The following is a 23,551-nucleotide window of genomic DNA, read 5'->3' on the forward strand; positions in this document are numbered from 1 at the left end:
CCGATGTCCGGCCGTTGATGCTCAGGGCATCGCATGATCTCCGGGCACTCAACCTTTGCCTGAATTTCCTTGCAGAATCGAGGGCAAACGCAAGGGACCACCCGGACAAAACCCGGTGTGCACTATCTATCTGCGTTCTGTTTTGCGGAAGAAGATGGTGGGCGACCCTGGAATCGAACCAGGCGTGCGTCTCCGCGAGGGAGTTACAGTCCCCTGCCACACCTTGCGGCCTGTCGCCCACTGTCAGGCGTTGCACCTGACGTGGAGGCGTGATTACTAGCGCTCCAAAGGAGCGTCAACAGGAAAATTCCGCTTTGGCGCAGGAAACATTGTTCCCGGCCCGGAGGCCAGTAAAATGAAGAAACCGAAGTGGGTGATCGAGAAAGAGCAGGCGCGTAAAGCGGCGGCTTCCGAAACCGTTTGGTTGTTCGGATTGCACGCCGTGCGTGATGCGTTGATGAACCCCAAACGGCAGAAACTGCGCCTGATCGTGACCCGCAACGCACAGGACAAGCTGGCGGATGCGATCGCGGAATCGGGCATGCAGGCTGAGCTCGTCGATCCGCGAAAATTCAACGCGCCAATCGACTCGGGCTCGGTGCACCAAGGCGCGGCGCTTGAAGTCAAGCCGCTGGAATGGGGCGGTCTGGCCGAGAATTGCATCGGGCGCGAAAACCCTCGGGTGCTGCTGTTGGACCGCGTGACCGATCCGCACAATGTGGGCGCGATTCTGCGCTCGGCCGAGGTTCTTGGCGCCAGCGCGGTCATCGGCACGCGCCACCACTCGGCGCCGGAAACCGGTGCGCTGGCCAAGACCGCCAGCGGTGCGTTGGAACGCCAGCCCTATCTGCGGGTGCGTAACCTGGCTGATGCGATCGTCGAGTTGCAGAATATGGGGTTCCTGGTTCTGGGCTTGGATGGTGAGGCCGAACAGACCATCGAGGCCGCTCTGGACGGCAAGCGCGATCGGCCGGTTGCGCTGGTTCTGGGCGCCGAGGGGCCGGGGTTGCGGCAAAAGACCAAGGAAACGGTGGATATGCTTGTCAAAATTGACGCAGCGGGCGGTTTCGGATCGCTGAACGTCTCAAATGCCGCGGCGATTGCCCTATATGCTTCTCAGCCGCATTGAGAGGAGAGACCCATTCCCGCCCCATCCAAGATTGCTACGTGCTGCTACTGCGGAACCCGCGCGGCGCTGGTCCTCAAGGGTCGGCAGCGGCACGAACTCAGCTGTTCCAGTTGCGGTGCCCCGCTGCATAATCTGAAGATGATCCCTGTCAAAAAGGCTTCGGATCCACAGCCGAGACACAGCATTCCGATGCAGAAGCCCAAAAAGAAGAGCTACAAGAAAAGGAAAAAAGGCCTTTTCTCGCGCGTTCTGGACGAAGCTTGGGATGTGATCGAGGACGTGTTCGACTGAGCCCTTTCCGACACGTCCCTTCACAACTGCGTCAAATGGGTTTCGCAGCGCGTCAAAAGTTGCATCTTATAGCGTCTGTAAAACACAACCCGTGAAATCTGATGCTACCCCGACGATCCGTACTTGCTGGTCTTACCTTTTCAATCGCTTGTCCGCTGACCTTGCGGGCGCAGACCGCCCCGGTCTTCTATTCCGCAAAAGGTGCGGCCATTACCGGTTATGACGCGGTCAGCTATTTTCGGGATGGCGGCCCGGTTCAAGGGCAACCCGACATTGCGGTGATGTGGAAGGGCGCTACCTGGCGGTTTGCCTCGCAGGAGAACCGAGAGGCGTTTGAACTTAGTCCGCGTGCCTACGCGCCGCGGTTCGGCGGATATTGCGCCTATGCCATGGCCTATGGCGAGCTCACCAGCACGGACCCGATGGCGTGGAAAATCGTAGGCGGCAGGCTGTATCTGACGCATTCCCTCGAGATCGAAAAGATGTGGTTGATGGACACGGCCGGCTTCATCCAGAAGGCCGAGAAAAACTGGCCGGCGATCCTATACGGTTGACAGGCAGATTCTCGCTTATCCGCTCGTGTCATCACAAAAATGCGCGCAGCCCCTTTTTTTTCCTCAACTCATGCCTAAATGTCACAGTGACCGCGGAACGGAACTGCCGCGGGTCATTTCACTGTCCCTCGTTCCAACAACTGGCGCCCAAGGTATCCTTGGGCGCTTTTTTCTTTTCCAAGTCACGGCTAGACTAAAGCCATGACTGAGTATTCCGATGACTTCCTCAGATCCGTCCTGAAACGCACCAAGGTGGTTGCGGTCGTTGGCGTGTCGATGAACCCGGTGCGGCCCAGCTACTATGTTGCGCGCTACTTGTCGCTCAAGGGATACAGGGTGATTCCGGTCAACCCCGGTCATGCCGGAGCCGATCTTTTCGGTGAAACCGTTCGGGCTTCGTTGTCCGAAATCAGCGAACCCGTTGACATGGTAGATATTTTTCGCAGGTCCGAAGCCGTTCCTCCGATCGTGGATGAAGCGCTGGCTGCATTTGCCGACCTGCGCACGATCTGGATGCAGATCGGTGTCGAAAACACCGAGGCCGCCGCGGTGGCGCAGGCACGCGGTGTCGATGTCGTCATGAATCGCTGCCCCAAGATCGAATATCAGCGCCTGTTCGGCGAGCTGCGCATGGGCGGGTTCGCCACCGGCATCATCTCATCAAAACTCTGACCGCTCAGTTGACCGCCACGGCGTTGATTTCCGCAAGCTGCTCTTGCCGCCGTTTCTCCAGCACGATGTCGCGCGGGACCCAGTCATAGCGCGTGTCCTCGCGCAATGGACTCCAAAACAGGACCCCTCCATAGCGCCATGGGTCCAGAACGACACCGTCGTACATCGAATCACCGCGTCGGCTGATTATTGCCGTGCTGTGATCGATTCGGAACGGGTTGTCGGCGTTGGCGATCGCGCGGTGCAGGGTCAGCGTGCGAAAGTTCTCCTGCTTCAAGCGCCGTTCGATGTCTTCGGCCCAGTGCCAGCACAGCCCGCGCGGGCGCAGCCCTTTGTTGACCTTGGCGTTATGGATCAGAGGGGGGTCTGTGATCTGGTATTCCTGCGCCAGCTGCGCGGTATAGGCATAGGTGACGCGGGCCGCGCGCTGGGCCTCTTCCGGGTCGATCTCGGGCCCCAGCGCCTGGATCTGGGCTGCAAGCCGTGCGACGTCGTCGCTGCGGGCGGGCGGCGCGGATGAGCATGCGCCGAGCCCCAGAATGGCCAGCGTCGTCAGTGCCCAGATCGTGGGTTTGAACATGCCTGTGTCCCTTGTCGCCCCTGCGCCCGGCAGGCGCTTCGGTCAATCAGTATAGGGCGCGGACGCTATTGGCGAAAGCCGGGTCTCAGCCCCGGTCGCGTGCGGCCTTTTCGGCGATGCCGCTGGTGCCCTGCCGCCTCGCAAGCTCGGCCAGAACGTCATCCAGCGGCACTTCGCGCGCGGCCAGCATGACCAGCAGGTGATACAGCACGTCGGCGGCCTCGGATGTCAGCCGGGCGCGGTCACCCTTGACGGCTTCGATGATCGCCTCCACGGCCTCTTCGCCGAACTTCTCGGCACATTTTTCCGGGCCCTTGGACAGCAGCTTAGCGGTCCAGCTTGATTCGGGGTCCGCGCCCTTTCGGGCTGCGATCGTGGCGGCCAGATCGTTCAGTATGCTCATGTCAGCCTCATGGGGATACCCGCGGCGGCCATGTGTTCCTTGGCCTCGCGGATCGTGTATTCGCCGAAGTGAAAGATCGAGGCCGCAAGCACCGCGCTGGCTCCGCCTTCCGTCACGCCTTCGACCAAGTGGTCCAGATTGCCCACGCCGCCCGAGGCGATCACCGGCACGTCGACCGCGTCCGAGATGGCGCGGGTGAGGGGAATGTTGAACCCCGCCTTGGTGCCGTCGCGGTCCATCGAGGTCAGCAGAATTTCACCCGCGCCCTTGGCGACGACGGTTTGGGCAAATTCGACGGCGTCAATGCCTGTGGACTTCCGCCCGCCGTGGGTGAAGATCTCCCATTTGCCGGGGCTGACGGTTTTGGCGTCGATGGCGCAGACGATGCACTGGCTGCCGAACTGGTCGGCGGCCTCGGAGATCACATCGGGGTTGGCCACGGCGGCCGAGTTGAAGCTGACCTTGTCGGCCCCCGCCAGCAATAACGCGCGCACGTCTTCCTTGGTCCGCACGCCGCCACCCACTGTCAGCGGTACGAAGCACTGCTCGGCCGTGCGCTGAACCACGTCGAACATTGTGCCGCGGTTTTCATGCGTGGCGTGGATGTCCAGAAAGCAGATCTCGTCAGCGCCGGCGGCGTCATAGGCCTTAGCCGATTCCACCGGATCGCCCGCGTCGCGCAGGCCCACGAAATTCACGCCCTTGACCACGCGGCCATCGGCGACATCCAGACAGGGAATGATGCGGGTTTTCAGCATGGTTTGTCCTTTGTTGCCGCACCTCTACCGGCAAAGCCCCGCCGATGCCAGAGTTGTGATTGTCCTGCGCCCGGAACCTCGTGAAACTGAAGCGGATTTCAGCAGGAGGTGAAAACCATGCGCAACTTGTTTCTTACAACCGCTTTCATTCTGTCCGGTGCGACTTGGGCGATGGCTGACGACATCATCAAGGTCCCGACCGACAAGTCCGTGACCGAGGCCATCGACGCGCTGCAGGCTGCCGTCGAAAATGCAGGCGCGACTGTATTTGCCCGCGTTGACCACGCGGCCGGTGCGCACAAGGTCGACATGACGATACCGCCCAATCAGGTTTTGATCTTCGGAAACCCGGCCCTGGGAACGCCCGCCATGCGGATCGATCCGCGCGCGGGATTGTTCCTTCCGCTCAAGGTGCAGGCCTATGAGGATGCCGACGGCCAAGTCTGGTTGGCCTACGAGGATCCCAAGGAAACCATGGACGAGCTTGATGCGGTGGAAAAATCCCCGGTGATCGACAAGATGCGCGGTGCGTTGAGCAAGCTGACGAGTGCGGCGGCCAACTGATCGGCGTCATACCTGAGAAGCGCGTGCGATCCGTTTCATGCAATTGCGCACGATCAGAATGTGAAGGGGCATGATCACCGTCAGATAGATCCGTCCCAAACGATTGTGAGTCCGCACCCAGGTTGCCATGACTACGCGGTCTTTGTCGCGATGCACGGCGATGCGGAAATCCAGATGGCGGTCATCGATTCCCACGATGACCTCTGTCTCATCCCTGTAGGTTACGGGAAAAATCGCGCCGGTGCCTGCGTCGGGCGAGCCATTGTCGGTGTTCAAGTGCTTGCCGCCCTTCAAGCCGAATGGGGAAACGATTGCGTTCCGGATTCCCATCAGGATCTTCACCCACCCCGGCATGTTCAGACCGATTTTCATCGCGTCAAACGGTGCAAGGTCGCTTTGGACCGAGTACCCATCAACAAAATCACCCGGAGTGAACAGCGACCACAATTCAGACTGCTCGGGCAGAACCTGTTTGCGGACCGCTTGCAATATCCTAACCCTTCAACGCCGCCAGGGCTTCGCGCAGATCCAGCGCGCCGTCATAGAGCGCGCGGCCTGAAATCGCGCCGTTCAGGTTTGCGCCGCAGTCGCGCAAGGCGATCAGGTCGTCCAGCGAGCTGACCCCGCCGCTGGCGATCACCGGGATCGAGACTGCACGGGCCAGATCGGCCGTGGCTTCGACATTGGGGCCTTGCATCGCGCCGTCGCGGTTGATGTCGGTGTAGATGATCGCCGCCACGCCCGCGTCTTCGAAGCTGCGCGCCAGGTCGGTCACCATCACGTCGGTTTCCTCGGCCCAGCCCTTGGTGGCGACACGTCCGTTGCGCGCGTCGATGCCGACGGCGACCTGGCCGGGAAAGGCCTTGGCTGCCTGACGGACCAGATCGGGGTTTTCCACGGCAACCGTGCCCAGAATCACCCGGGCCAGGCCTTTGTCCAGCCAGGTCTCGATAGTGGCCATGTCGCGGATGCCGCCGCCCAACTGGGCCGGTACGTCGCAGGACTTCAGGATCGCCTCGACCGGGGCGGCGTTCACGGGTTCCCCGGCGAAAGCGCCGTTCAGGTCCACCAGATGCAGCCATTCGCAGCCGGCCTCGACAAAGGCGCGGGCCTGGGCGGCAGGGTCTTCGTTGAAGACCGTGGCCCTGTCCATCTCGCCGCGCAGAAGGCGTACGGCCTGGCCGTCTTTCAGGTCGATTGCGGGATAGAGGATCATGTCGGGCGGCCTTTTCGTGACTGGTACTGGCGCGGGATATGGCACAGGCGGGGCAGGGGATGCAACGCGACGCAAAGTCAATCTTGCCCGAACGGGTGCCGGCGGTCAGACTGCCTGCAAAACAGGGAGGATACCATGAACAAACTTGCTCTGGCCGCTGCGGCGGCACTTGTCACCTTGGCCACCGGCGCACGGGCGGATGACCCGGTCGACGGGCTTTGGAAAACCCAGCCGGGCGATACCGGCGGATATCTGCACGTCTCGATCGGGCCTTGCGGCAGCGCCGTTTGCGGCACCATCGACAGCGCCTTCGACAAGGACGGAAACCAGCAGCTGGATTACGAGAATCTTGGCAAGAAGATCATCTGGGACATGGTCGCGGATGGCGGCGGCAGCTATAGCGGCGGCAAGATCTGGGCGCCGGACCGGGACAAGACCTACAATTCCAAGATGTCGCTTGACGGTCAGAACAAGCTGACGGTCAAGGGTTGCGTCGCGGGCGGCCTGATCTGCCGCGGCCAGGCCTGGACCCGCGTGCAGTAACCGGTCAGGGGGCCCAGGTCAGGAAGTTTCCGATCATCCGCAGGCCCACATCCTGGCTTTTTTCAGGGTGAAACTGCATTCCGATCATCGTGTCGCGGCCGATCACGGCCGTGACCGGCCCGCCATAGTCCACATGGGCCAGACGTTGCGCCGGATCGGCGACGCGGAAATGGTAGGAGTGGACAAAATAAACGTGATCGCCTGAGGTAACGCCGTTGAACACCGGGTGCTCGCTCTCGATCACCAGATCGTTCCACCCCATATGCGGAACCTTTAGCGCCCGGTCTTCGGGCTCGATCCGCACCACGTCTCCGGTCACCCAATTCAGGCCCGGCGTGTCGGTATATTCGCGGCCCGTGGTTGCCATCAGCTGCATGCCGACGCAGATGCCCAGGAACGGGCGGCCCTTCTGCTCGACCGCTTCGACCATCGCATCGTGGATGCCCTTGTGCCCGCGCAGCTCGGCCGCGCAGGCGGGAAAGGCGCCGTCGCCGGGCAGCACCAGTCGGTCGGCGCGCGCGACGACGTCGGCATCCGAGGTCACGACGACCTCGCCCGCGTCCAGCTCGCGCGCCATGCGTTGAAACGCCTTTTCCGCCGAGTGCAGGTTGCCGCTTTCGTAGTCGATGATCGCGGTCAGCATCTAGAGCGCGCCCTTGGTGGACGGTATCGCATCCGCTTTGCGCGGGTCGGTCTCGACCGCCTGGCGCAGGGCGCGGGCGACGGCCTTGAAGGCGGCCTCGGCGATGTGGTGGCTGTTGAAACCGTGCAACTGGTCGATATGCAGAGTGATGCCGCCATGGGTGGCCAGCGCTTGGAAGAACTCGCGCACCAACTCGGTGTCGAAACTGCCGATCTTGGGCGTCGGCAGATCCACGTTCCACACCAGAAACGGTCGGCCCGACAAGTCCAGCGCGCAGCGCACCTGCGCATCGTCCATCGGCAGATGGCACTCGCCATACCGACGGATGCCTTTTTTGTCCCCCAGCGCCTGCGTCAGCGCCTGACCCAGCGCGATGCCGGTGTCTTCGACGGTGTGGTGATCGTCGATGTGATAGTCGCCTTTGGCCCGGATCGTCATGTCGATCAGCGAATGGCGCGCCAACTGGTCCAGCATGTGATCGAAGAACCCCACACCGGTCTGGTTGTCATAGGTGCCGGTGCCGTCGAGGTTGACCTCGACCGTAATCGCGGTCTCGGCGGTCTTGCGGCTGATCGAAGCTGTGCGCATTGGCGAAATCCTCTTGCTACAGGGGCGCTTATAGACGGGGACGGGCGGCCTTATCCAGCCCGATCGTTGCAATCGCAGCAAACTGTTGCAGGGGATTGCGCCCGGGCGTGGGGCGTGCCAGCCTGCGCCAAACGGAAGCAACAAGGCCACGAAATGTCCACCTGCGTTTTCATCCAGATCCGCTGCAAGCCCGGCACCACCTACAAGGTGGCCGAAGAGATCGCTCTGCGCGAAATCCACTCGGAACTCTACTCCACCAGCGGTGAATATGATCTGCTGCTCAAGCTTTACATCCCCGAAACCGAGGATGTGGGCCATTTCATTAACGAACACCTTCTGGTCATTCCGAACATCGAGCGGTCGTTGACGACAATGACCTTCAAGGCGTTCTAAGGCTCAGCCAAGTTCGAACGTCGTCACGCCGAACACTCGGTTCAGGTCGATATCCGGCTCGTGGTCGGAATACATGCGCGCGGTTTCAAAGACTTTTTCCAAACCCAAAGCGTCAGCCAGTGCAAAGGCCGCCGCGTTGGGCTGTGGCATGTCGACATAGACCTCAGAGCTGCGGTGATCCGCGGGAACTTCGGCCAGAACCGCAGCCAAAAGCGCCAGCGCGATGTCCGGATCGTCGGCGAACAGTGGCCCTACCTTGTAGCCATTCAGGCAGGGGCGCAAAGTTGCATATCCGGCGATGCGACCTTTCTGGATACAAACACGCGAGACGTGGCCCGGTGCGCTCAGCCACTCCGTCAGAAAGGCATCCCGATGCGCGGGGAACAGGGCACGGTCATAGATGCGAAGGTCTTCGGACAGGCCACCGATGGGTGCAACCTCGATACTGGTCTTGGGTAGGCTGGAGAGGATGCCTGACACTGTGCCGGAGAACCGATAATTGTTGTAGGCGAAGACAAAGCCCGACTTGCGGTAGTTGTCCTGTTGTTCGACCACCCCGTCCAGACCCATGTTTCGCCCTGTACAATGCGCCAGGGCGTGCTGGGCGATTTCCAGACCATGACCGGATCCGCGAAACTCGGGCCGCACGATATAGAAACCCAGAAACGAAAACGCGTCGTCGTAGTTCACGGCTGAAACCGAGGCGATCATCTCGCCATCGAGAAACCCGCCCAGAAATCCGTCGGGGTCGGTCGAGCGGAAACAGACGGCGTCCTCATGACCCGGGTTCCAGCCCTCGCGCCCGGCCCAATCCACTGCGTGGCGCAGTTCTTCGGCGGTCAGCGTGCGAATTTGGTAGTCTGGCATCGGGGCATCCATCTGACTGCTGCATGTCAGAACAGAATGGCGCAGGACCGACCGATCCGCCAGTGCTTGTTGTGGGAAGTTGGATATCTGGAGCGGGCGATGAGATTCGAACTCACGACCCTAACCTTGGCAAGGTTATGCTCTACCCCTGAGCTACGCCCGCAATCAGATATCTTGTGCGACCTTTCGGTCCTCGTTGGAGCGGGCGATGAGATTCGAACTCACGACCCTAACCTTGGCAAGGTTATGCTCTACCCCTGAGCTACGCCCGCGCCGTCGAGTGAGGCGTGAACTATAAATTCTGGCGGAAAGCTGCAAGAGGAAAAACGCACTTGGCCGGAAAAAATTTGCGACGGAACAGGCGTGCTGAGCCGTTGAAACCTACAGCCACGGATATTGACAACGGTGGAGACGGAGGGATGAACAAGGTTGAGAACATAAAACTGACTACGTTGGTCGGAGCTATGCTTCTGAGCCTCTTTGCAGGTCAGTTGAGAGACGAGCAAGCCTATGAAGTTAATGATATTTTCAATCGGCCGCCCGAGGTCAATTCTCTCGAATTGAGTGGGTGACAGTGGCTTCGTTAGAATGCCAAATTTTGCCGTATTCGATAACTAGTATATGCATAATGCGAAATTTCTGCTCAAACTTGTGCCGGTTGGCGCAAGTATTTGGATACGAAAAAGGGGATTGGCATGCATTGGTTTATTTCCATGTCACGGGTTTTGGCGACATCTTTGTTGCTGACCGGGGCAGTTAGCTTCGTTGCGGTGTTGGCTACGCCAGATATCGCCATAGCCAAGAACGGGAATGGCAATGGTGGCGGAAATGGAAACGGTGGTGGAAACGGAAATAGCAACGGTGGCGGCAACGGGAACGGTGGCGGCAACGGAAATGGCAAAAGCGTAGAAAAATCCAGTGCCAGCCTCGGAGGATCTGCGCGCAGCACGAAGGGTGGGTCCGGCCAGGGCAAGGGTTTTCTCGCCGGTCTCGGTCTCGCTAAACCAAAGGCACAACGAAAGAACACCAAAACTACATCTCGGACCAAAGGGCAGAACGGTTTTGCAGCCAAACTCGACGAATTCTTCACTGGAAAAAAGAAAGTCGAGAAACCGATCCGCAAAGCGCGGGTAGCGGCGGCAGTTGTCGAGGAGCCGTATGTCAAACCAATCAAGCACGGCAAAATCGCGTCCGAGCTCAAGGGCTTGAATGCCGCGCACGCCAGCCAGACTGCCCTGAAGAATGCGGCCCCGAACAGCATGCCGGGCAAGCTCTACAGCTATCAGCAGAGTATACTTGGTTTCTCTGGCGCGACAGAGGATCTTGAAATGCGCGAACAGGAATTGTCCGAACTGGAAGGTCTGACCGAAGCGGAGATCGAGGACCAATTTGCGCCAACTGAAGAAGAAGCAGCCGAGGGCATCACCGCACAGGACAAATACGAGGATGCCGTGGCCGAAGCGGAGCAGGCTGTAACCGAAGCCGAAGAAGCCTTGGCAGGGGCGGACGATCCGCAGGATGCACTTGATACTTTGACCGGCGGCCGTGACTTGTCTGGTCCGGCTCTTCATGAACTGCACGATTTGTTGGGCTTGCCAGCGCCGATCGAGGAAGAGGTTTCGATTGACAGCACGCCGGAACAGTTGCCGCAACAGCCCGTCGCGGAGTCCAGCGACGGTTGAACTAGCCCGCTCGGATGAAAAAAGGCGCGCCTGATGGCGCGCCTTTCTGTGTTTTGACGGTTTGGGTCAATCCAGCTCGACCAACAGGTCCTTGGCGTCGATCTGGCCGCCGGGCTGGACATGCACCGCCTTCACGGTTGCGTCGCGTTCGGCATGGATGCCGGTTTCCATTTTCATGGCTTCGATCGTCAGCAGAAGGTCGCCTTCTTTGACCTCCTGCCCGGCGGTGACCGCCACAGTCGAAACCACGCCCGGCATCGGCGCGCCGACATGGTTGGCGTTTCCGACCTCGGCCTTGGGGCGCTGGGCGGTCGAAGCTTGCACAAGCCGGTTGGGAACGCGGATGACGCGCGGTTGGCCGTTTAGTTCAAAGAACACTTTGACCTCGCCGTTCTCGTCCGTCTCCCCAATGGCCTGGCAGCGGATCTCCAGCGTTTTGCCCGGGTCGATCTCGGCCGAGATCTCCTCTCCCGGCTCCATTCCGTAAAAGAAGGTGCGGGTGGGCAGGGTGCGCACCGGGCCATAGATCCGGTGACGGCCCATGTAGTCCAGGAACACCTTGGGATACATCAGGTATCCGTTCAGGTCCTCGTCATCGACCTCCATGCCTTCCAGTTGTTTCGACAGCTCCGCGCGGGTGGCCTCCAAATCAACCGGAGGCACGTCTTTGCCCGGCCGTTCGGTGTTCGGCTTTTCGCCTTTCAGTACCTTGGTCACGATCGTCTGTGGGAAACCGCCCGGAGGCTGGCCCAGATTGCCGCGCATCATGTCGATGACTGAATCGGGGAAGGCCACGTCGGTCGAGGGATCCTCGACCTGTTCGCGGGTCAGGCCCTGGCTGACCATCATCAGCGCCATGTCACCCACCACTTTCGAGGACGGCGTCACCTTGACGATGTCACCGAACATCTTGTTCACGTCCGCATACATCTGCGCCACCTCGTGCCAGCGTTCCTCCAGCCCCATCGAGCGCGCCTGCGCCTTGAGGTTGGTGAACTGGCCGCCCGGCATCTCGTGCAGATAGACCTCGGAGGCGGGCGCCTGCAGTCCGGATTCGAAGGCCGCGTATTGGCCGCGCACCGCCTCGAAGTAGTCGCTGATCTCGCGGATCGCCTTCACGTCCAACCCGGTGTCGCGGTCGGTGTGGCGCAGGGCCTCGACCACGGTGCCCAGCGTCGCCTGGCTGGTGTTGCCCGAGAAGCTGTCCATCGCGCAATCCACCACGTCCACGCCCGCCTCGCTGGCGGCCAGGATGGTGGCGCTGGCGATACCGGCGGTGTCGTGGGTGTGGAAATGGATCGGCAGGCCGACCTCTTCCTTCAATGCGCGGATCAGCACCCGCGCGGCGGCAGGTTTCAGCAGGCCGGCCATGTCCTTGAGGCCCAGAACATGGGCGCCGGCGTCGCGCAGCTCCTTCGCCATGCCGACATAGTATTTCAGGTCATACTTGGCGCGGTTCGGGTCGAGGATATCGCCGGTATAGCAGACGGTGCCTTCGCAGATCTTGCCGTTCTCGATCACCGCATCCATCGCCACGCGCATGTTCTCGACCCAGTTCAGCGAGTCGAAGACGCGGAACACGTCGATGTTCTGCGCGGCCTGGCGCACGAATTCCTGCACCACGTTGTCGGGATAGTTGGTATAGCCCACCCCATTCGCACCGCGCAGCAGCATCTGGGTCATCAGGTTGGGCATGGCCTCGCGCAGGTCGCGCAGGCGCTGCCAGGGGCATTCCTGCAGGAAACGATAGGCCACGTCGAAAGTCGCCCCGCCCCAGCATTCGACGCTGAACAGCTGCGGCAGGTTCGCCGCATAGCTGGGTGCCACGCGGATCATGTCGATCGAGCGCATCCGGGTGGCCAGCAGCGACTGGTGCCCGTCGCGCATGGTGGTGTCGGTGATCAGCAACTGGCGCTGGGCCTTCATCCAGTCGGCCACGGCCTGCGGGCCTTTCTGTTCCAGCAGATTGCGCGTGCCCATCAGCGGTTCCGCCTTGGGCGCGGGGGGCTTGGGTTCCTTGAGGTCGGCACGCGGCCGCGGGCGATCCTTGGTCTCGGGGTGCCCGTTCACCGTTATGTCGGCGATATAGGTCAGAACCTTGGTGCCCCGGTCGCGGCGCTTCTTGAACTGAAACAGCTCGGGCGTCTCGTCGATGAACTTGGTGGTGTATTCGTTCGACAGGAAGGTCGGGTGCTTCAGCAGGTTTTCGACAAAGGCGATGTTGGTGGAAACACCGCGCACGCGGAACTCTCGTAGGGCGCGGTCCATCCGGGCAATCGCCTTTTCCGGCGTCGGCGCCCAGGCGGTGACCTTGGTCAGCAACGAGTCGTAATACCGCGTGATCACCCCGCCGGCATAGGCCGTGCCGCCATCCAGCCGGATGCCCATGCCTGTGGCCGAACGATAGGCCGTGATGCGCCCATAGTCGGGGATGAAGTTGTTGAGCGGGTCTTCGGTGGTCACGCGCGTCTGCAGCGCGTGGCCGTTCAGGCGGATTTCGTCTTGGCTGGCCTTGCCGGTGGCCTCGGCCAGGGTCTTGCCCTCGGCAATCAGGATCTGCGCCTGCACGATGTCGATGCCGGTGACCTCCTCGGTCACTGTGTGTTCGACCTGGACGCGGGGGTTTACCTCGATGAAGTAGAACTTGCCGGTCTCCATATCCATCAGGAATTCGACCGTGCCGGCGCATTCATAGTTCACATGCGCGCAGATGCGGCGGCCCAGGTCGCAGATCTCGGCGCGTTGCTCTTCGGTCAGATAGGGGGCAGGGGCGCGTTCCACGACCTTCTGGTTGCGACGCTGGACCGAGCAGTCACGTTCATACAGGTGATAGATCTGCCCATGCTTGTCGCCCAGGATCTGCACCTCGACATGGCGGGCGCGGGTGATCATCTTTTCCAGATAGCCCTCGCCATTGCCGAACGCTGCCTCGGCCTCGCGACGGCCTTCCAGAACCTTTTCTTCCAACTCGTCTTCGGAATAGATCGGGCGCATCCCGCGGCCGCCGCCGCCCCAGGACGCTTTGAGCATCAGCGGATAGCCGATCTCGCCCGCTTCCTTGCGGATCGCGTCCATGTCGTCACCCAGCACCTCGGTCGCCGGGATCACCGGCACACCGGCGGCAATCGCCACCTTACGGGCGCTAGCCTTGTCGCCCAAGGCGCGCATAGTTTCGGCCTTGGGGCCAATGAAGGTAATGCCGTTCTGAACGCAGGCATCCACGAAATCGGGGTTTTCCGACAGCAGGCCATAGCCCGGGTGAATCGCGTCTGCGCCGCTTTCCTTGGCGACGCGGATGATCTCGTCGATCGACAGATAGGCCGCGACCGGGCCCAGACCCTCGCCGATGCGATACGCCTCGTCCGCCTTGAACCGGTGCAGGCCCAGCTTGTCCTCCTCGGCATAGACGGCAACAGTGCGTTTGCCCATCTCGTTCGCGGCGCGCATCACGCGAATGGCAATCTCACCCCTGTTGGCGATCAGGATTTTCTTGAAGTCAGTCATGGCAAGTCCCGGTCTTTTGCATTTGGCCGTGTTAATAGACCGAGATTACGCGCAGATATATCTGTAGTTCTGGGTAGAACCGGCATGTTATCGCTCGCAAACGCCGCCTATTGCGGCGTTTTATGGCACATGCTGCATCGCGGCATCAATGTTTGCGTTAACATCAGGCAAATCTTTTAGCGTTGCGGCACCCAATTGTCCCATATTTGCAAGCATATCTTGCCGCAGAATATCGATGACATGGGCCGGGCCGTGCGCGCCCAATGCTGCAACGCCATAGAGGAAAGCCCGCCCCAACATGATCAGATCGGCGCCCAAGACACGCGCCCGCAGAATGTCCAGCCCGCCCGAAATCCCGCTGTCGAAGATCAGCGGCAGGTCGGTCGCGGCGCGGATTGCCGGCAGCATGTCGATGCTGGCCGGCGCGCCATCGAACTGACGGCCGCCGTGATTCGACACCCACAGCGCGTCGATCCCGGCCTGTTTCAACCGCTCGGCATCCTCGGGGCGCAGCACGCCCTTGATGATGAACGGGCCCTGCCAGTGGTCGCGCAGCCACTTGACGTAATCCATGCCCGGAGAGGTCCTGAGCAGGTATCCGATATGCGCCGTGGGCGGCAGATTGGCGGTGCCGTCGATATACTTGTCCAGCGTGCGCATCCGGGGCTTGCCGTGACGCGCCATGCCCCAGGCCCAGGCCGGGCGGGCGGCGATCTGCGCCAGCAGGCGCGGCGTCAGGCGCGGCGGATGGGTCAGGCCCGAGCGGGTTTGCCGTTCCCGGCGCGAGGCCACGGGCACATCGACCGTCAGCACCAGCGTGCCGAACCCAGCGGACCGGGCGCGGCTCAGCAGGTCGGCGCGAATCTCGGGGTTTTTGGGCGGGTACAACTGGAACCAGGCGTCGGCGCCGATATGCGGGGCCATGTCCTCGGGGCTTTGGCTGGCGACGGTGGACAGAACATAAGGAATGCCCGCCTGCGCGGCGGCGCGCGCCATCAGCGCCTCGGCCCCCGGCCAGACCAGTCCGCACATCCCGATCGGAGCCATGCCGAAGGGCAGCGGATGGTCGCGCCCCAGAAAGCGGGTGCGGGTGTCGAACTCCAGCGGGCCTTTCAGGATGGCGGGCAGAAACCCGATGCGGTCCAGCGCCGCCCGGTTGCGTTTCAGCGCGGTCTCGGCCCCGGTGCCGCTGTCGACATAGTCCCAGACAAAGCGCGGCAACCGACGGCGTGCGCGGCGCTTCAGATCCTCGATGCCTGGATAGGTGCTGAGCAGGTCCATGCAGATTGATCCGACCTGCCGCGCGATTCGGCAAGGGTTTCAGTCGGATGCATCCCGCACCTGACGGCTCAACCAGCGCAACGAAAGAAATTCGCAAAACCGTGCGAACAAGCCGTGAACAAACCCTTTCCCTCGGCGCACTTCCGGCTTAGTTTGGGCGGATGAGCAGTTTCGATGAAAATGACGCCTTCGAGGGCGCCTCGCTGTCGGCCCGCGCCATGGCCGCGCTTCGGCCCGAGGCGGACTACTTGAATGAATTGAACCCGGCGCAGCGGGAAGCGGTCGAGCTTTTGGATGGCCCGATCCTGATGCTGGCCGGGGCGGGCACCGGCAAGACCAAGGCCCTGACCACCCGCATTGCGCATCTGCTGAACACCGGGCGGGCCCGCCCGAACGAGATCCTCGCCGTGACCTTCACCAACAAGGCCGCGCGCGAGATGAAGGAACGGGTCGGCCGCCTGCTGGGTCAGCCCGCCGAGGGGATGCCGTGGCTGGGCACCTTCCACTCGATCTGCGTCAAGCTGCTGCGCCGCCATGCGGAACTGGCGGGGCTGAAGTCGAACTTCACCATTCTGGATGCCGACGACCAGCTGCGATTGCTCAAGCAACTGGTGCAGGCCGCCAATATCGACGACAAGCGCTGGCCTGCGCGGATGCTGGCCGGCATCATCGACGACTGGAAGAACCGCGCCCTGACGCCCGACAAGGTGCCCGCCGCCGATGCCGGGGCCTACAACAACAAGGGCGTCGAGCTTTACGCTCAATACCAGACCCGCCTGCGAGAGTTGAACGCGGTGGATTTCGGCGACCTGCTGTTGCACATGGTCACGATCTTCCAGACCCACCCGGACGTGCTGGAGCAATACCAGCGCTGGTTCCGCTACATCCTGGTGGACGAATACCAGGACACCAACATCGCCCAATACCTGTGGCTGCGGCTGTTGGCGGGCGGGCACAAGAATATCTGCTGCGTCGGCGACGACGACCAGTCGATCTATGGCTGGCGCGGGGCCGAGGTGGGCAACATCCTGCGGTTCGAGAAGGACTTTCCCGGCGCCCATGTGGTGCGTCTGGAGCAGAACTACCGCTCGACCCCGCATATTCTGGCCGCTGCCTCGAACGTGATCCGTGGCAATGAAAGCCGTCTGGGAAAGGAGTTGTGGACCGACAAGCCCGGGGGCGAAAAGGTCCGCCTGATCGGCCACTGGGATGGTGAGGAGGAGGCCCGTTGGATCGGCGAAGAGATCGACGCCATGCAGGGCGGCACCCGTGGCGTGCGACCGATGAATCTGGACGAAATCGCCATCCTTGTGCGCGCCAGCCATCAGATGCGCGCCTTCGAGGACCGGTTCCTGACCATCGGCCTGCCCTACAAGGTGATCGGCGGCCCTCGATTCTATGAACGGATGGAGATCCGCGATGCCATGGCCTATTTCCGGCTGGTGGTCTCGCCCGAGGACGATCTGGCCTTCGAGCGGATCGTGAACACCCCCAAGCGCGGCTTGGGCGACAAGGCGCAGCAGACGATCCAGCGCACCGCGCGCGAACATGGCGTGTCGCTGGTTCAGGGCGCGCGGATCGCGGTCGAGCAGGGGCTGATCAAGGGCAAGGGTGGTGCGGCCCTGCGCGACCTGGTCGAGGGGCTGGCCCGCTGGAACGCGATGACCCGCGGTCCGCGCATCGAGATCGAGGATGATGCGGTCATCGACGACGGCACCGCGCCCATCCGATACGGCCCGCCCGAGGTGTCGCATATCGAACTGGCGCAGATCGTGCTGGACGAATCCGGCTATACCGCCCACTGGCAGAACGACAAGACGCCCGAGGCGCCGGGGCGGCTGGAAAACCTCAAGGAACTGGTCAACCAGCTGGACAACTTCGAGAACCTGCAGGGGTTCTTGGAGCATGTCAGCCTGGTGATGGACAACGAACAGGACAGCGGCGGGCCCAAGGTCTCGATCATGACCCTGCACGCGGCCAAAGGGCTGGAGTTCCCGGCCGTGTTCCTGCCGGGCTGGGAGGATGGGCTGTTCCCCTCGCAACGCTCGATGGACGAATCCGGATTGAAAGGGCTCGAGGAAGAACGGCGGCTCGCCTATGTGGGAATCACCCGCGCCGAAGAGGTCTGCACCATTTCCTTCGCCGCCAACCGGCGGGTGTTCGGGCAGTGGCAGAACGCGATGCCTTCGCGTTTCATCGACGAATTGCCCGAGGACCATGTCGAGGTGCTGACGCCTCCGGGCCTCTATGGTGGCGGGCAGATGTCGGCAGGTATCGAGACCCGCGCGGCGCAGGCCAATGTCTACAACTCGCCCGGCTGGAAACGGATGCAGGCGCGGCAGGGGCAATATGGCATGTCGCAGCCGCGCGAATCCCGCAACACCGTGATCGACGCGACCGCCGTGGCCAGCTTCACGCTGGGCGAGCGGGTGTTCCACCAGAAGTTCGGCTATGGCGGCGTGGTCGGGATCGAAGGGGACAAGGTCGAGGTCGAGTTCGACAAGGCCGGAACAAAGAAGGTCGTCGCGCAGTATCTATCCGCAAAAGACGACGTTCCGTTCTGATCCAGCGGAATGTGCCCGCCGGCACATGCTCGATTTGTTGATTGGCGCCCGGTCCTGCCCGTGGTGCCTTTTTCATGCCCGAAAGAAATAAAACGGCGGTTCCCAGGGAGGAGGAGGGAACCGCCGTTCTTGTCAACATCAGAGCAGGGAGGAGGAGAGCCCCGATGTATCCGAACCCGGGTTTTCCCCGGTATCTGAAGCGCGCGGTGACACCAGGGAGGAGGAAGGGTGCCACCGCGCTCTTTTCACATCGGGAAGGGAGGAGGAGAACCCGATGTATGCGTTTCCGGGTCTGGCCCGGTATTCGAAGGGCGCGGTGGCATCAGGGAGGAGGAAGATGCCACCGCGCGCTTTCAACATCAGAGCAGGGAGGAGGAGAGCCCCGATGTATCAGCATCCGGCAGGTTGAGGCCGGTATAGGGTGCGGCAGCATCAGGGAGGAGGAGAGATGCTGCCGCTGAAATACAGGTCCTATGGGAGGAGGAGTGGACCTGATCTCGGTGTTCCGTGGCGCTTAGCGCGCGAATTGTTCTTCGGCGGCCTGCATGGCCAGGCGACGGATCATCGAACGGTGCAGGCCCAGATCGGCCAGCTCGCGGTCCGACAGTTCTGACAGTTCGTTCACCGTCTGGCGGTACACGCGATAACGTGCGATACGGGTCTTCATGGTTTCGATCAGAGAGGCGAAACCAAATGTCGATGCGCTTTTGTGTGCGCTGTTGGTGCTTGCGACTGCCATGTTCGTTACCCAATCATCTGTCGTTGCCGCCGCTATGTTCCGGCGCTTGCTTGAGACTGAAGATAGGCAAATGCTGCGATTGCACAATACCAGACAGGATCAATGCTGCTATGCAGCAAGTGCATAGATTGACTGTCGGAATCCCGACACCCGTAAATATGCCTTTAAAATATGGAAATTTTCGTTAGCGCGAACTGCGGGGCATTGTTCCGGCCTGGCTGCCGCCCATCATTTGATGAAAATTTGCGCGCGTAAACGCGGAATTTGTGCGGTTCAGGACTGCGCGATTTTTGTGCGTCTGGCCCAACTCCCGATTTGGGCGCGGTCATGGGACTTTGTGGGACTGGCGGGAATTGGTGGGAAATTCGGGGCGGTCTCTCTTGGGTTCGGCCTGGTTCGCAGGGTGATTCGGCGCCATTTGGTCGAATAAGCGAGGGGTGTTGGGCGGAATCGGGGTTGTTGAGCAGGAGATGTGGGAAATCGTGGGAAATTTTTCCCGCGCGGAATCTGTCTATATATTGTGTTTGGGTATTACTAGTTGTCTATCTGTGGTCATTTTTCGTATTTGCGTATGAATTTCCACTGCTGTAGTTTTCCGAATCTAACCTTCCTGGAAAAAAATCTCATTGATTTCCATGAATTCCCATGGCATCCCTTATTCATCCGATGAGGACGAGGCACATGGGGCGCCAAACGACCCCGAACCAAAAATAAACAGGTTTCATACAGGCATCTCGCTTTCATCACTCAAGAGATCCGGCGCGCGGGCGAGCAGACATCCCCCCAGGTGGCGCGCGCAGCTGGACATCCCGCACAGCGGGTCAATGCGGCGGGTTGATCAGTGGCAGCAGATCAACCCGCCGTTTTTCATCCGGGGGAAGACGTAGGTGGGGCGCAAGCGAAAGGGACAGTCGTCTTGGCGCGCAGGTTTAGAGGTGAAAGCCACCACAAGGTGGACGCGAAGGGCAGGGTGTCGATCCCGGCCTCGTTTCGCCGTGTGCTCGAGGCCTCGGACCCCAATTGGCAGCCCGGTGACAATCCTGAACTGGTGATCGTTTACGGTGACCACCGCCGCAAATACCTTGAATGCTATACTATGGAGGCGATCGACGAGGTCGACGCCAAGATCGACGCGCTGCCGCGCGGCTCGATGCAGCGCAAGATGTTGCAGCGCCTGTTCCACGGGCAGTCTTTCCCGACCAATGTCGATGAAACAGGTCGCCTGGTGTTGCCGGCCAAGCTGCGCAACAAGATCGGGTTGGAAGGCGAGGCGTTTTTTATCGCCGCGGGCGACACGTTCCAGATCTGGAAGCCCGAGACATACGAGGCCGAGGAACTGGCCGCCACCGAAGACTGGTTGGACGAACTGCCCGAGGATTTCGATCCGATGCAGTTCCTTGACGGCATCGAAGGTGCGTGACGGCATGGCCGGCGCGGATCACACTTCATCTGACAAACCCCATATTCCCGTTCTGCTGCGCCCTTTGCTGGACGCGGTCCAGCCGGTTTCCGGCACCTGGCTGGATGGTACCTTTGGTGCGGGCGGCTATACCCGGGGTTTGCTTGAGGCTGGCGCCGACAAAGTAATCGGCGTCGATCGCGATCCATTGGCCTTTGAAATGGCGGCGGATTGGGCAGCCGAATATGGCGACCGGCTGGTGATGCAGCCGGGTGTTTTCTCGCGCATGGATGAATACGCCAGCGATCTCGACGGCGTGGTGCTGGACCTTGGTGTCTCGTCTATGCAGCTGGACCAGGCCGAGCGTGGCTTTTCCTTCATGAAAGACGGCCCGCTGGACATGCGCATGAGCCAGGAGGGCGAAAGCGCAGCTGATCTGGTCAACACCGCGACCGAGGAGCAATTGGCCGACATCCTGTTCCACTACGGTGAGGAGCGGGCCAGCCGCCGCATCGCGCGCGCCATCGTCAAGGCCCGCACCGAGTCGCCCATCACCACCACCCTGCGTCTGGCCGAGATCGTCGAATCCTGCCTGCCGCGCGCCAAGCCCGGACAATCCCATCCGGCCACTCGGTCGTTCCAGGCGTTGCGCATTGCGGTGAATGCCGAATACGAGGAGCTGTTCCAGGGCCTAATGGCCGCCGAGCGCGCGTTGAAGCCGGGCGGGCAGCTGGCCGTGGTCACCTTCCACTCGGTCGAGGACCGGATGGTCAAACGCTTTTTCCAAGCGCGCGCGGGCAAGACAGGCCGTGCCAACCGCTATGCGCCCGAAATCCAGCAGGATCAGCCGCAATTCACGTTGAAGACCCGCAAGGCCATCGGCCCCGACGCGCAAGAGTTGCAGGACAACCCGCGCGCGCGCTCGGCCAAGTTGCGGGTTGCTGTTCGTACCGATGCTCCGGCGGGGGAAATTGATGCCCGCGCCATCGGCATGCCCATGATCGGGGGAAAGGCAAGATGAAGAGTATTCTGTTTGTATTGACTGCCTTGGGTGTTTTCGGGTTGGCCCTGTGGGCCTATCAGGAAAACTACCGCACCCAGCAAGTATTGAAGGAAACCCAGTCCCTGCAGCACCAGATCGGCGCGGCACAGGCCCGGCTGGCGGTGTTACAGGCCGAATGGGCCTATCTGAACCGCCCCGACCGCCTGCGTGAGCTGGCCGACCTGAATTTCGAGCGTCTGGGCCTGCTGCCGCTGCGCGCCGAGCAATTCGGGCGCGCGGACCAGATCGCCTATGCCGAGGATCCCGACCTGCCCATCGCGGACCCGATCGAACTGCAGGCGATCACCGACACCCAGGCCCTGGGCGAGGTGCAGATCCCATGACCCGCACACCGCTCCGCCCGCTTGCCCGCATCCTCGAGGCCCGCGCCCGCGGGGAAAACCCCAAGGTGATCGAGCGCGAGAACATCCGCCGCCGCCACGAAGAGATGAAGGACCGCGCCCGCGCTCGCGCCGAGGGGCGGTTGCTGGTGCTCAGTGCGTTTTTCTTTGCGGCATTTGCCGTTGTCGGGTTCCGGATGGGCGCCTTGGCTACTTCGGAGGCGCAAGAGCCGCTGGCGAGCGCCCCGGGCGCGTCGATTGCCATGCAGCGGGCGAATATCGTGGACCGCGAAGGCCGAATCCTTGCGACCAACCTTGATACCTACTCCGTTTATGCCCAGCCCCCGCTGATGATCGACCCGATCGCGGCCGCGGAAAAGCTGGTGGCGATCTTCCCGGATCTGGACAAAGAGCGGTTGGTCAAGGACTTCACCGGCAAGCGTAAATTCCTCTGGATCAAAAAACGTATTTCACCGGAACAAAAGCAGGCGGTGCATGACATCGGCGATCCGGGCATCCTGTTCGGCCCGCGCGAAATGCGGCTCTATCCCAACGGCCGGCTGGCCGCGCATATCCTTGGCGGTTCAGGCTTTGGGCGCGAAGGCGTCTCGGCTGCCGAGGTGATCGGTGTGGCCGGGGTGGAAAAACAGTTCGATGACTATCTGCGCGACCCGGCCAACGGAACCAAGCCGCTGCAGCTGTCGCTTGACCTGACCGTTCAGGCGGCGGTGGAACAGGTGCTGGACGGCGGCATGAAGATCATGAACGCCAAGGGCGCCTCGGCGGTGTTGATGAACGCCCATACCGGCGAAGTGATTGCTGCCGCCTCGTTGCCCTCGTTCGACCCGAACGACCGTCCGCGCCCGCCGACCTCGGGGTTCGACCCCTCGGATAGCCCGCTGTTCAACCGCTATGTGCAGGGCGTGTATGAACTTGGCTCGGTCTTCAAGATCTTCACTGCCGCGCAAGCGGTCGATCTGGGGCTGGTGAATGCAGACACGATCATCGACACCTCGGGCCCGATGAAGATCGGGCGTTTCCCGATCGGCGAATTCAACGGCAAGAATTACGGCAAGATCAGCGTGGCCGATGTGATTGTGCACAGCTCGAACCGCGGCACGGGGCGGTTGGCGCTGCAGATCGGCGTCGAGCGCCAGCAACAGTTCCTGGACGCGCTGGGCATGTTCGACCCCACCCCGTTCGAGATCGTCGAGGCCAAGGGCGGGGTGCCGCTCAAGCCCAAGAAGTGGGGCGAATTGAGCACCGTCACCATTTCCTACGGCCACGGCCTGTCGACCAGCCCGATGCATCTGGCGGCGGGCTATGCGGCCATCGCCAATGGCGGGCATTATGTCAGCCCCACGATCTTGCGCCGCAACGGGCCGCAATACGGGCCGCGAGTGATGTCAGAAAACGCGGCCAAACAATCGCTGATGATGCTTCGCAAAGTGGTGACGGACGGAACCGCCAGCTTTGGTGACGTTCCGGGCTATGCCGTGGCCGGTAAAACCGGCACCGCCGACAAGCCCAAGCCGCGCGGCGGCTACTATGATGACAAGGTGATCGCCACCTTCGCTTCGGTCTTTCCGGCCTACGATCCGAAATATGTTCTGATCGTTGCGCTGGACGAACCGTCGATCCTGGCCTACGGCGAAAAGCGCCGCACGGCAGGCTGGACGGCAGTGCCCGTGGCGGCCGAGTTGATCGGCCGCATCGCGCCGCTGTTGGGCTTGCGTCCGCGGCTTGAGCCTGAGGATCGCGCTGCTATAACGCTGACCTCGAATTAGGCAGTCCGACA

The 23,551-nt window shown here is 61.6% G+C and carries 24 protein-coding genes and 3 tRNA genes; 13 read left to right on the forward strand and 14 right to left on the reverse strand.

The window, feature by feature from the left end:
* Positions 1-155 precede the first annotated feature (155 nt).
* Positions 156-239, reverse strand: a tRNA-Tyr gene (locus ACR0IR_RS02210).
* A 116-nt stretch (positions 240-355) separates the two neighbouring features.
* On the opposite strand from ACR0IR_RS02210, the gene rlmB reads away from it, so the two are divergent.
* From rlmB to ACR0IR_RS02225, 3 genes are all read left to right on the forward strand, one after another.
* The gene (gene rlmB, locus ACR0IR_RS02215) at positions 356-1,129 is read left to right on the forward strand and encodes a 23S rRNA (guanosine(2251)-2'-O)-methyltransferase RlmB (protein ID WP_170364590.1); all 774 of its coding nucleotides are present in this window, start codon (positions 356-358) and stop codon (positions 1,127-1,129) included.
* 392 nt (positions 1,130-1,521) lie between these two features.
* On the forward strand, positions 1,522-1,974 hold the full coding sequence (locus ACR0IR_RS02220) for a YHS domain-containing (seleno)protein (RefSeq protein ID WP_170364589.1): 453 nt from the start codon (positions 1,522-1,524) through the stop codon (positions 1,972-1,974).
* A 201-nt stretch (positions 1,975-2,175) separates the two neighbouring features.
* Positions 2,176-2,646, forward strand: coding sequence for a CoA-binding protein (locus ACR0IR_RS02225; protein ID WP_170364587.1), 471 nt, complete (start codon positions 2,176-2,178; stop codon positions 2,644-2,646).
* 4 nt (positions 2,647-2,650) lie between these two features.
* Here ACR0IR_RS02225 and ACR0IR_RS02230 read toward each other — a convergent pair whose 3' ends face one another.
* From ACR0IR_RS02230 to hisF, 3 genes are all read right to left on the reverse strand, one after another.
* The gene (locus ACR0IR_RS02230; protein WP_170364585.1) at positions 2,651-3,226 is read right to left on the reverse strand and encodes a hypothetical protein; all 576 of its coding nucleotides are present in this window, start codon (positions 3,224-3,226) and stop codon (positions 2,651-2,653) included.
* Between the two features lie 85 nt (positions 3,227-3,311).
* Entirely contained in the window at positions 3,312-3,629 is a 318-nt protein-coding gene (locus ACR0IR_RS02235) for a phosphoribosyl-ATP diphosphatase (RefSeq protein WP_170364583.1), read from the reverse strand.
* The gene (hisF, locus tag ACR0IR_RS02240) at positions 3,626-4,387 is read right to left on the reverse strand and encodes an imidazole glycerol phosphate synthase subunit HisF (protein ID WP_170364581.1); all 762 of its coding nucleotides are present in this window, start codon (positions 4,385-4,387) and stop codon (positions 3,626-3,628) included. The genes ACR0IR_RS02235 and hisF overlap by 4 nt, the downstream gene beginning before the upstream one ends.
* 171 nt (positions 4,388-4,558) lie before the next feature.
* Here hisF and ACR0IR_RS02245 point away from each other — a divergent pair, with 171 nt between their 5' ends.
* Complete coding sequence (locus ACR0IR_RS02245; RefSeq protein WP_170341095.1) at positions 4,559-4,951, forward strand: DUF302 domain-containing protein; 393 nt, start codon at positions 4,559-4,561, stop codon at positions 4,949-4,951.
* A gap of 6 nt (positions 4,952-4,957) precedes the next feature.
* Here ACR0IR_RS02245 and ACR0IR_RS02250 read toward each other — a convergent pair whose 3' ends face one another.
* Positions 4,958-5,440 carry a DUF2867 domain-containing protein gene (locus tag ACR0IR_RS02250; protein ID WP_170364579.1) on the reverse strand — a complete coding sequence of 161 codons (483 nt, stop codon included), beginning with the start codon at positions 5,438-5,440 and terminating at the stop codon, positions 4,958-4,960.
* Between the two features lie 4 nt (positions 5,441-5,444).
* Positions 5,445-6,167, reverse strand: coding sequence for a 1-(5-phosphoribosyl)-5-[(5-phosphoribosylamino)methylideneamino]imidazole-4-carboxamide isomerase (gene hisA, locus ACR0IR_RS02255; protein ID WP_170364577.1), 723 nt, complete (start codon positions 6,165-6,167; stop codon positions 5,445-5,447).
* A gap of 135 nt (positions 6,168-6,302) precedes the next feature.
* Here hisA and ACR0IR_RS02260 point away from each other — a divergent pair, with 135 nt between their 5' ends.
* Entirely contained in the window at positions 6,303-6,710 is a 408-nt protein-coding gene (locus ACR0IR_RS02260; protein ID WP_005977442.1) for a DUF2147 domain-containing protein, read from the forward strand.
* 4 nt (positions 6,711-6,714) lie between these two features.
* Here the strand turns inward: ACR0IR_RS02260 and hisH are convergent, their stop codons facing one another.
* Together hisH and hisB are read right to left on the reverse strand one after the other, a co-directional pair.
* On the reverse strand, positions 6,715-7,353 hold the full coding sequence (gene hisH, locus ACR0IR_RS02265) for an imidazole glycerol phosphate synthase subunit HisH (RefSeq protein WP_170340265.1): 639 nt from the start codon (positions 7,351-7,353) through the stop codon (positions 6,715-6,717).
* Positions 7,354-7,941 carry an imidazoleglycerol-phosphate dehydratase HisB gene (gene hisB, locus ACR0IR_RS02270; RefSeq protein ID WP_170340267.1) on the reverse strand — a complete coding sequence of 196 codons (588 nt, stop codon included), beginning with the start codon at positions 7,939-7,941 and terminating at the stop codon, positions 7,354-7,356. It abuts the gene before it with no gap.
* A 153-nt stretch (positions 7,942-8,094) separates the two neighbouring features.
* Here hisB and ACR0IR_RS02275 point away from each other — a divergent pair, with 153 nt between their 5' ends.
* On the forward strand, positions 8,095-8,334 hold the full coding sequence (locus ACR0IR_RS02275; protein WP_050602861.1) for an Lrp/AsnC family transcriptional regulator: 240 nt from the start codon (positions 8,095-8,097) through the stop codon (positions 8,332-8,334).
* A gap of 3 nt (positions 8,335-8,337) precedes the next feature.
* Here ACR0IR_RS02275 and ACR0IR_RS02280 read toward each other — a convergent pair whose 3' ends face one another.
* The 3 genes from ACR0IR_RS02280 to ACR0IR_RS02290 form a co-directional block, all read right to left on the reverse strand.
* Complete coding sequence (locus ACR0IR_RS02280) at positions 8,338-9,201, reverse strand: GNAT family N-acetyltransferase (RefSeq protein WP_170364575.1); 864 nt, start codon at positions 9,199-9,201, stop codon at positions 8,338-8,340.
* 88 nt (positions 9,202-9,289) lie between these two features.
* Positions 9,290-9,364: transfer RNA gene (locus ACR0IR_RS02285), tRNA-Gly, on the reverse strand.
* A 34-nt stretch (positions 9,365-9,398) separates the two neighbouring features.
* Positions 9,399-9,473, reverse strand: a tRNA-Gly gene (locus tag ACR0IR_RS02290).
* 15 nt (positions 9,474-9,488) lie between these two features.
* On the opposite strand from ACR0IR_RS02290, the gene ACR0IR_RS02295 reads away from it, so the two are divergent.
* Both ACR0IR_RS02295 and ACR0IR_RS02300 read left to right on the forward strand, forming a co-directional pair.
* Positions 9,489-9,773 carry a hypothetical protein gene (locus ACR0IR_RS02295; RefSeq protein ID WP_217357126.1) on the forward strand — a complete coding sequence of 95 codons (285 nt, stop codon included), beginning with the start codon at positions 9,489-9,491 and terminating at the stop codon, positions 9,771-9,773.
* Between the two features lie 123 nt (positions 9,774-9,896).
* Positions 9,897-10,883, forward strand: coding sequence for a hypothetical protein (locus tag ACR0IR_RS02300; protein ID WP_170364426.1), 987 nt, complete (start codon positions 9,897-9,899; stop codon positions 10,881-10,883).
* A gap of 66 nt (positions 10,884-10,949) precedes the next feature.
* On the opposite strand, the gene ACR0IR_RS02305 is transcribed toward ACR0IR_RS02300, so the two are convergent.
* Complete coding sequence (locus ACR0IR_RS02305; protein WP_170364573.1) at positions 10,950-14,387, reverse strand: pyruvate carboxylase; 3,438 nt, start codon at positions 14,385-14,387, stop codon at positions 10,950-10,952.
* Positions 14,388-14,507: 120 nt separating this feature from the next.
* The gene (locus ACR0IR_RS02310) at positions 14,508-15,668 is read right to left on the reverse strand and encodes an alpha-hydroxy acid oxidase (protein WP_170364571.1); all 1,161 of its coding nucleotides are present in this window, start codon (positions 15,666-15,668) and stop codon (positions 14,508-14,510) included.
* 161 nt (positions 15,669-15,829) lie between these two features.
* On the opposite strand from ACR0IR_RS02310, the gene ACR0IR_RS02315 reads away from it, so the two are divergent.
* Complete coding sequence (locus ACR0IR_RS02315; protein ID WP_170364569.1) at positions 15,830-18,232, forward strand: ATP-dependent helicase; 2,403 nt, start codon at positions 15,830-15,832, stop codon at positions 18,230-18,232.
* Positions 18,233-18,746: 514 nt separating this feature from the next.
* Here ACR0IR_RS02315 and ACR0IR_RS02320 read toward each other — a convergent pair.
* On the reverse strand, positions 18,747-18,971 hold the full coding sequence (locus ACR0IR_RS02320) for a DUF1127 domain-containing protein (protein WP_093964832.1): 225 nt from the start codon (positions 18,969-18,971) through the stop codon (positions 18,747-18,749).
* 916 nt (positions 18,972-19,887) lie between these two features.
* Between ACR0IR_RS02320 and mraZ the strand changes: the two genes are divergently transcribed.
* The 4 genes from mraZ to ACR0IR_RS02340 are packed head-to-tail and all read left to right on the forward strand — an operon-like array spanning position 19,888 to position 23,540.
* Positions 19,888-20,391, forward strand: a complete 504-nt coding sequence (gene mraZ, locus ACR0IR_RS02325) for a division/cell wall cluster transcriptional repressor MraZ (protein ID WP_093965061.1) — start codon at positions 19,888-19,890, stop codon at positions 20,389-20,391.
* 4 nt (positions 20,392-20,395) lie between these two features.
* Complete coding sequence (gene rsmH, locus ACR0IR_RS02330) at positions 20,396-21,391, forward strand: 16S rRNA (cytosine(1402)-N(4))-methyltransferase RsmH (protein ID WP_170365195.1); 996 nt, start codon at positions 20,396-20,398, stop codon at positions 21,389-21,391.
* Positions 21,388-21,756 (forward strand): cell division protein FtsL, encoded by a 369-nt coding sequence (gene ftsL, locus ACR0IR_RS02335; RefSeq protein ID WP_093964833.1) that lies wholly within the window; start codon positions 21,388-21,390, stop codon positions 21,754-21,756. Before rsmH ends, ftsL begins: the two co-directional genes overlap by 4 nt.
* Complete coding sequence (locus ACR0IR_RS02340) at positions 21,753-23,540, forward strand: peptidoglycan D,D-transpeptidase FtsI family protein (protein WP_170364567.1); 1,788 nt, start codon at positions 21,753-21,755, stop codon at positions 23,538-23,540. Before ftsL ends, ACR0IR_RS02340 begins: the two co-directional genes overlap by 4 nt.
* Positions 23,541-23,551: the final 11 nt, after the last annotated feature.

The sequence above is a fragment of the Ruegeria sp. CF2 genome (assembly GCF_056537385.1).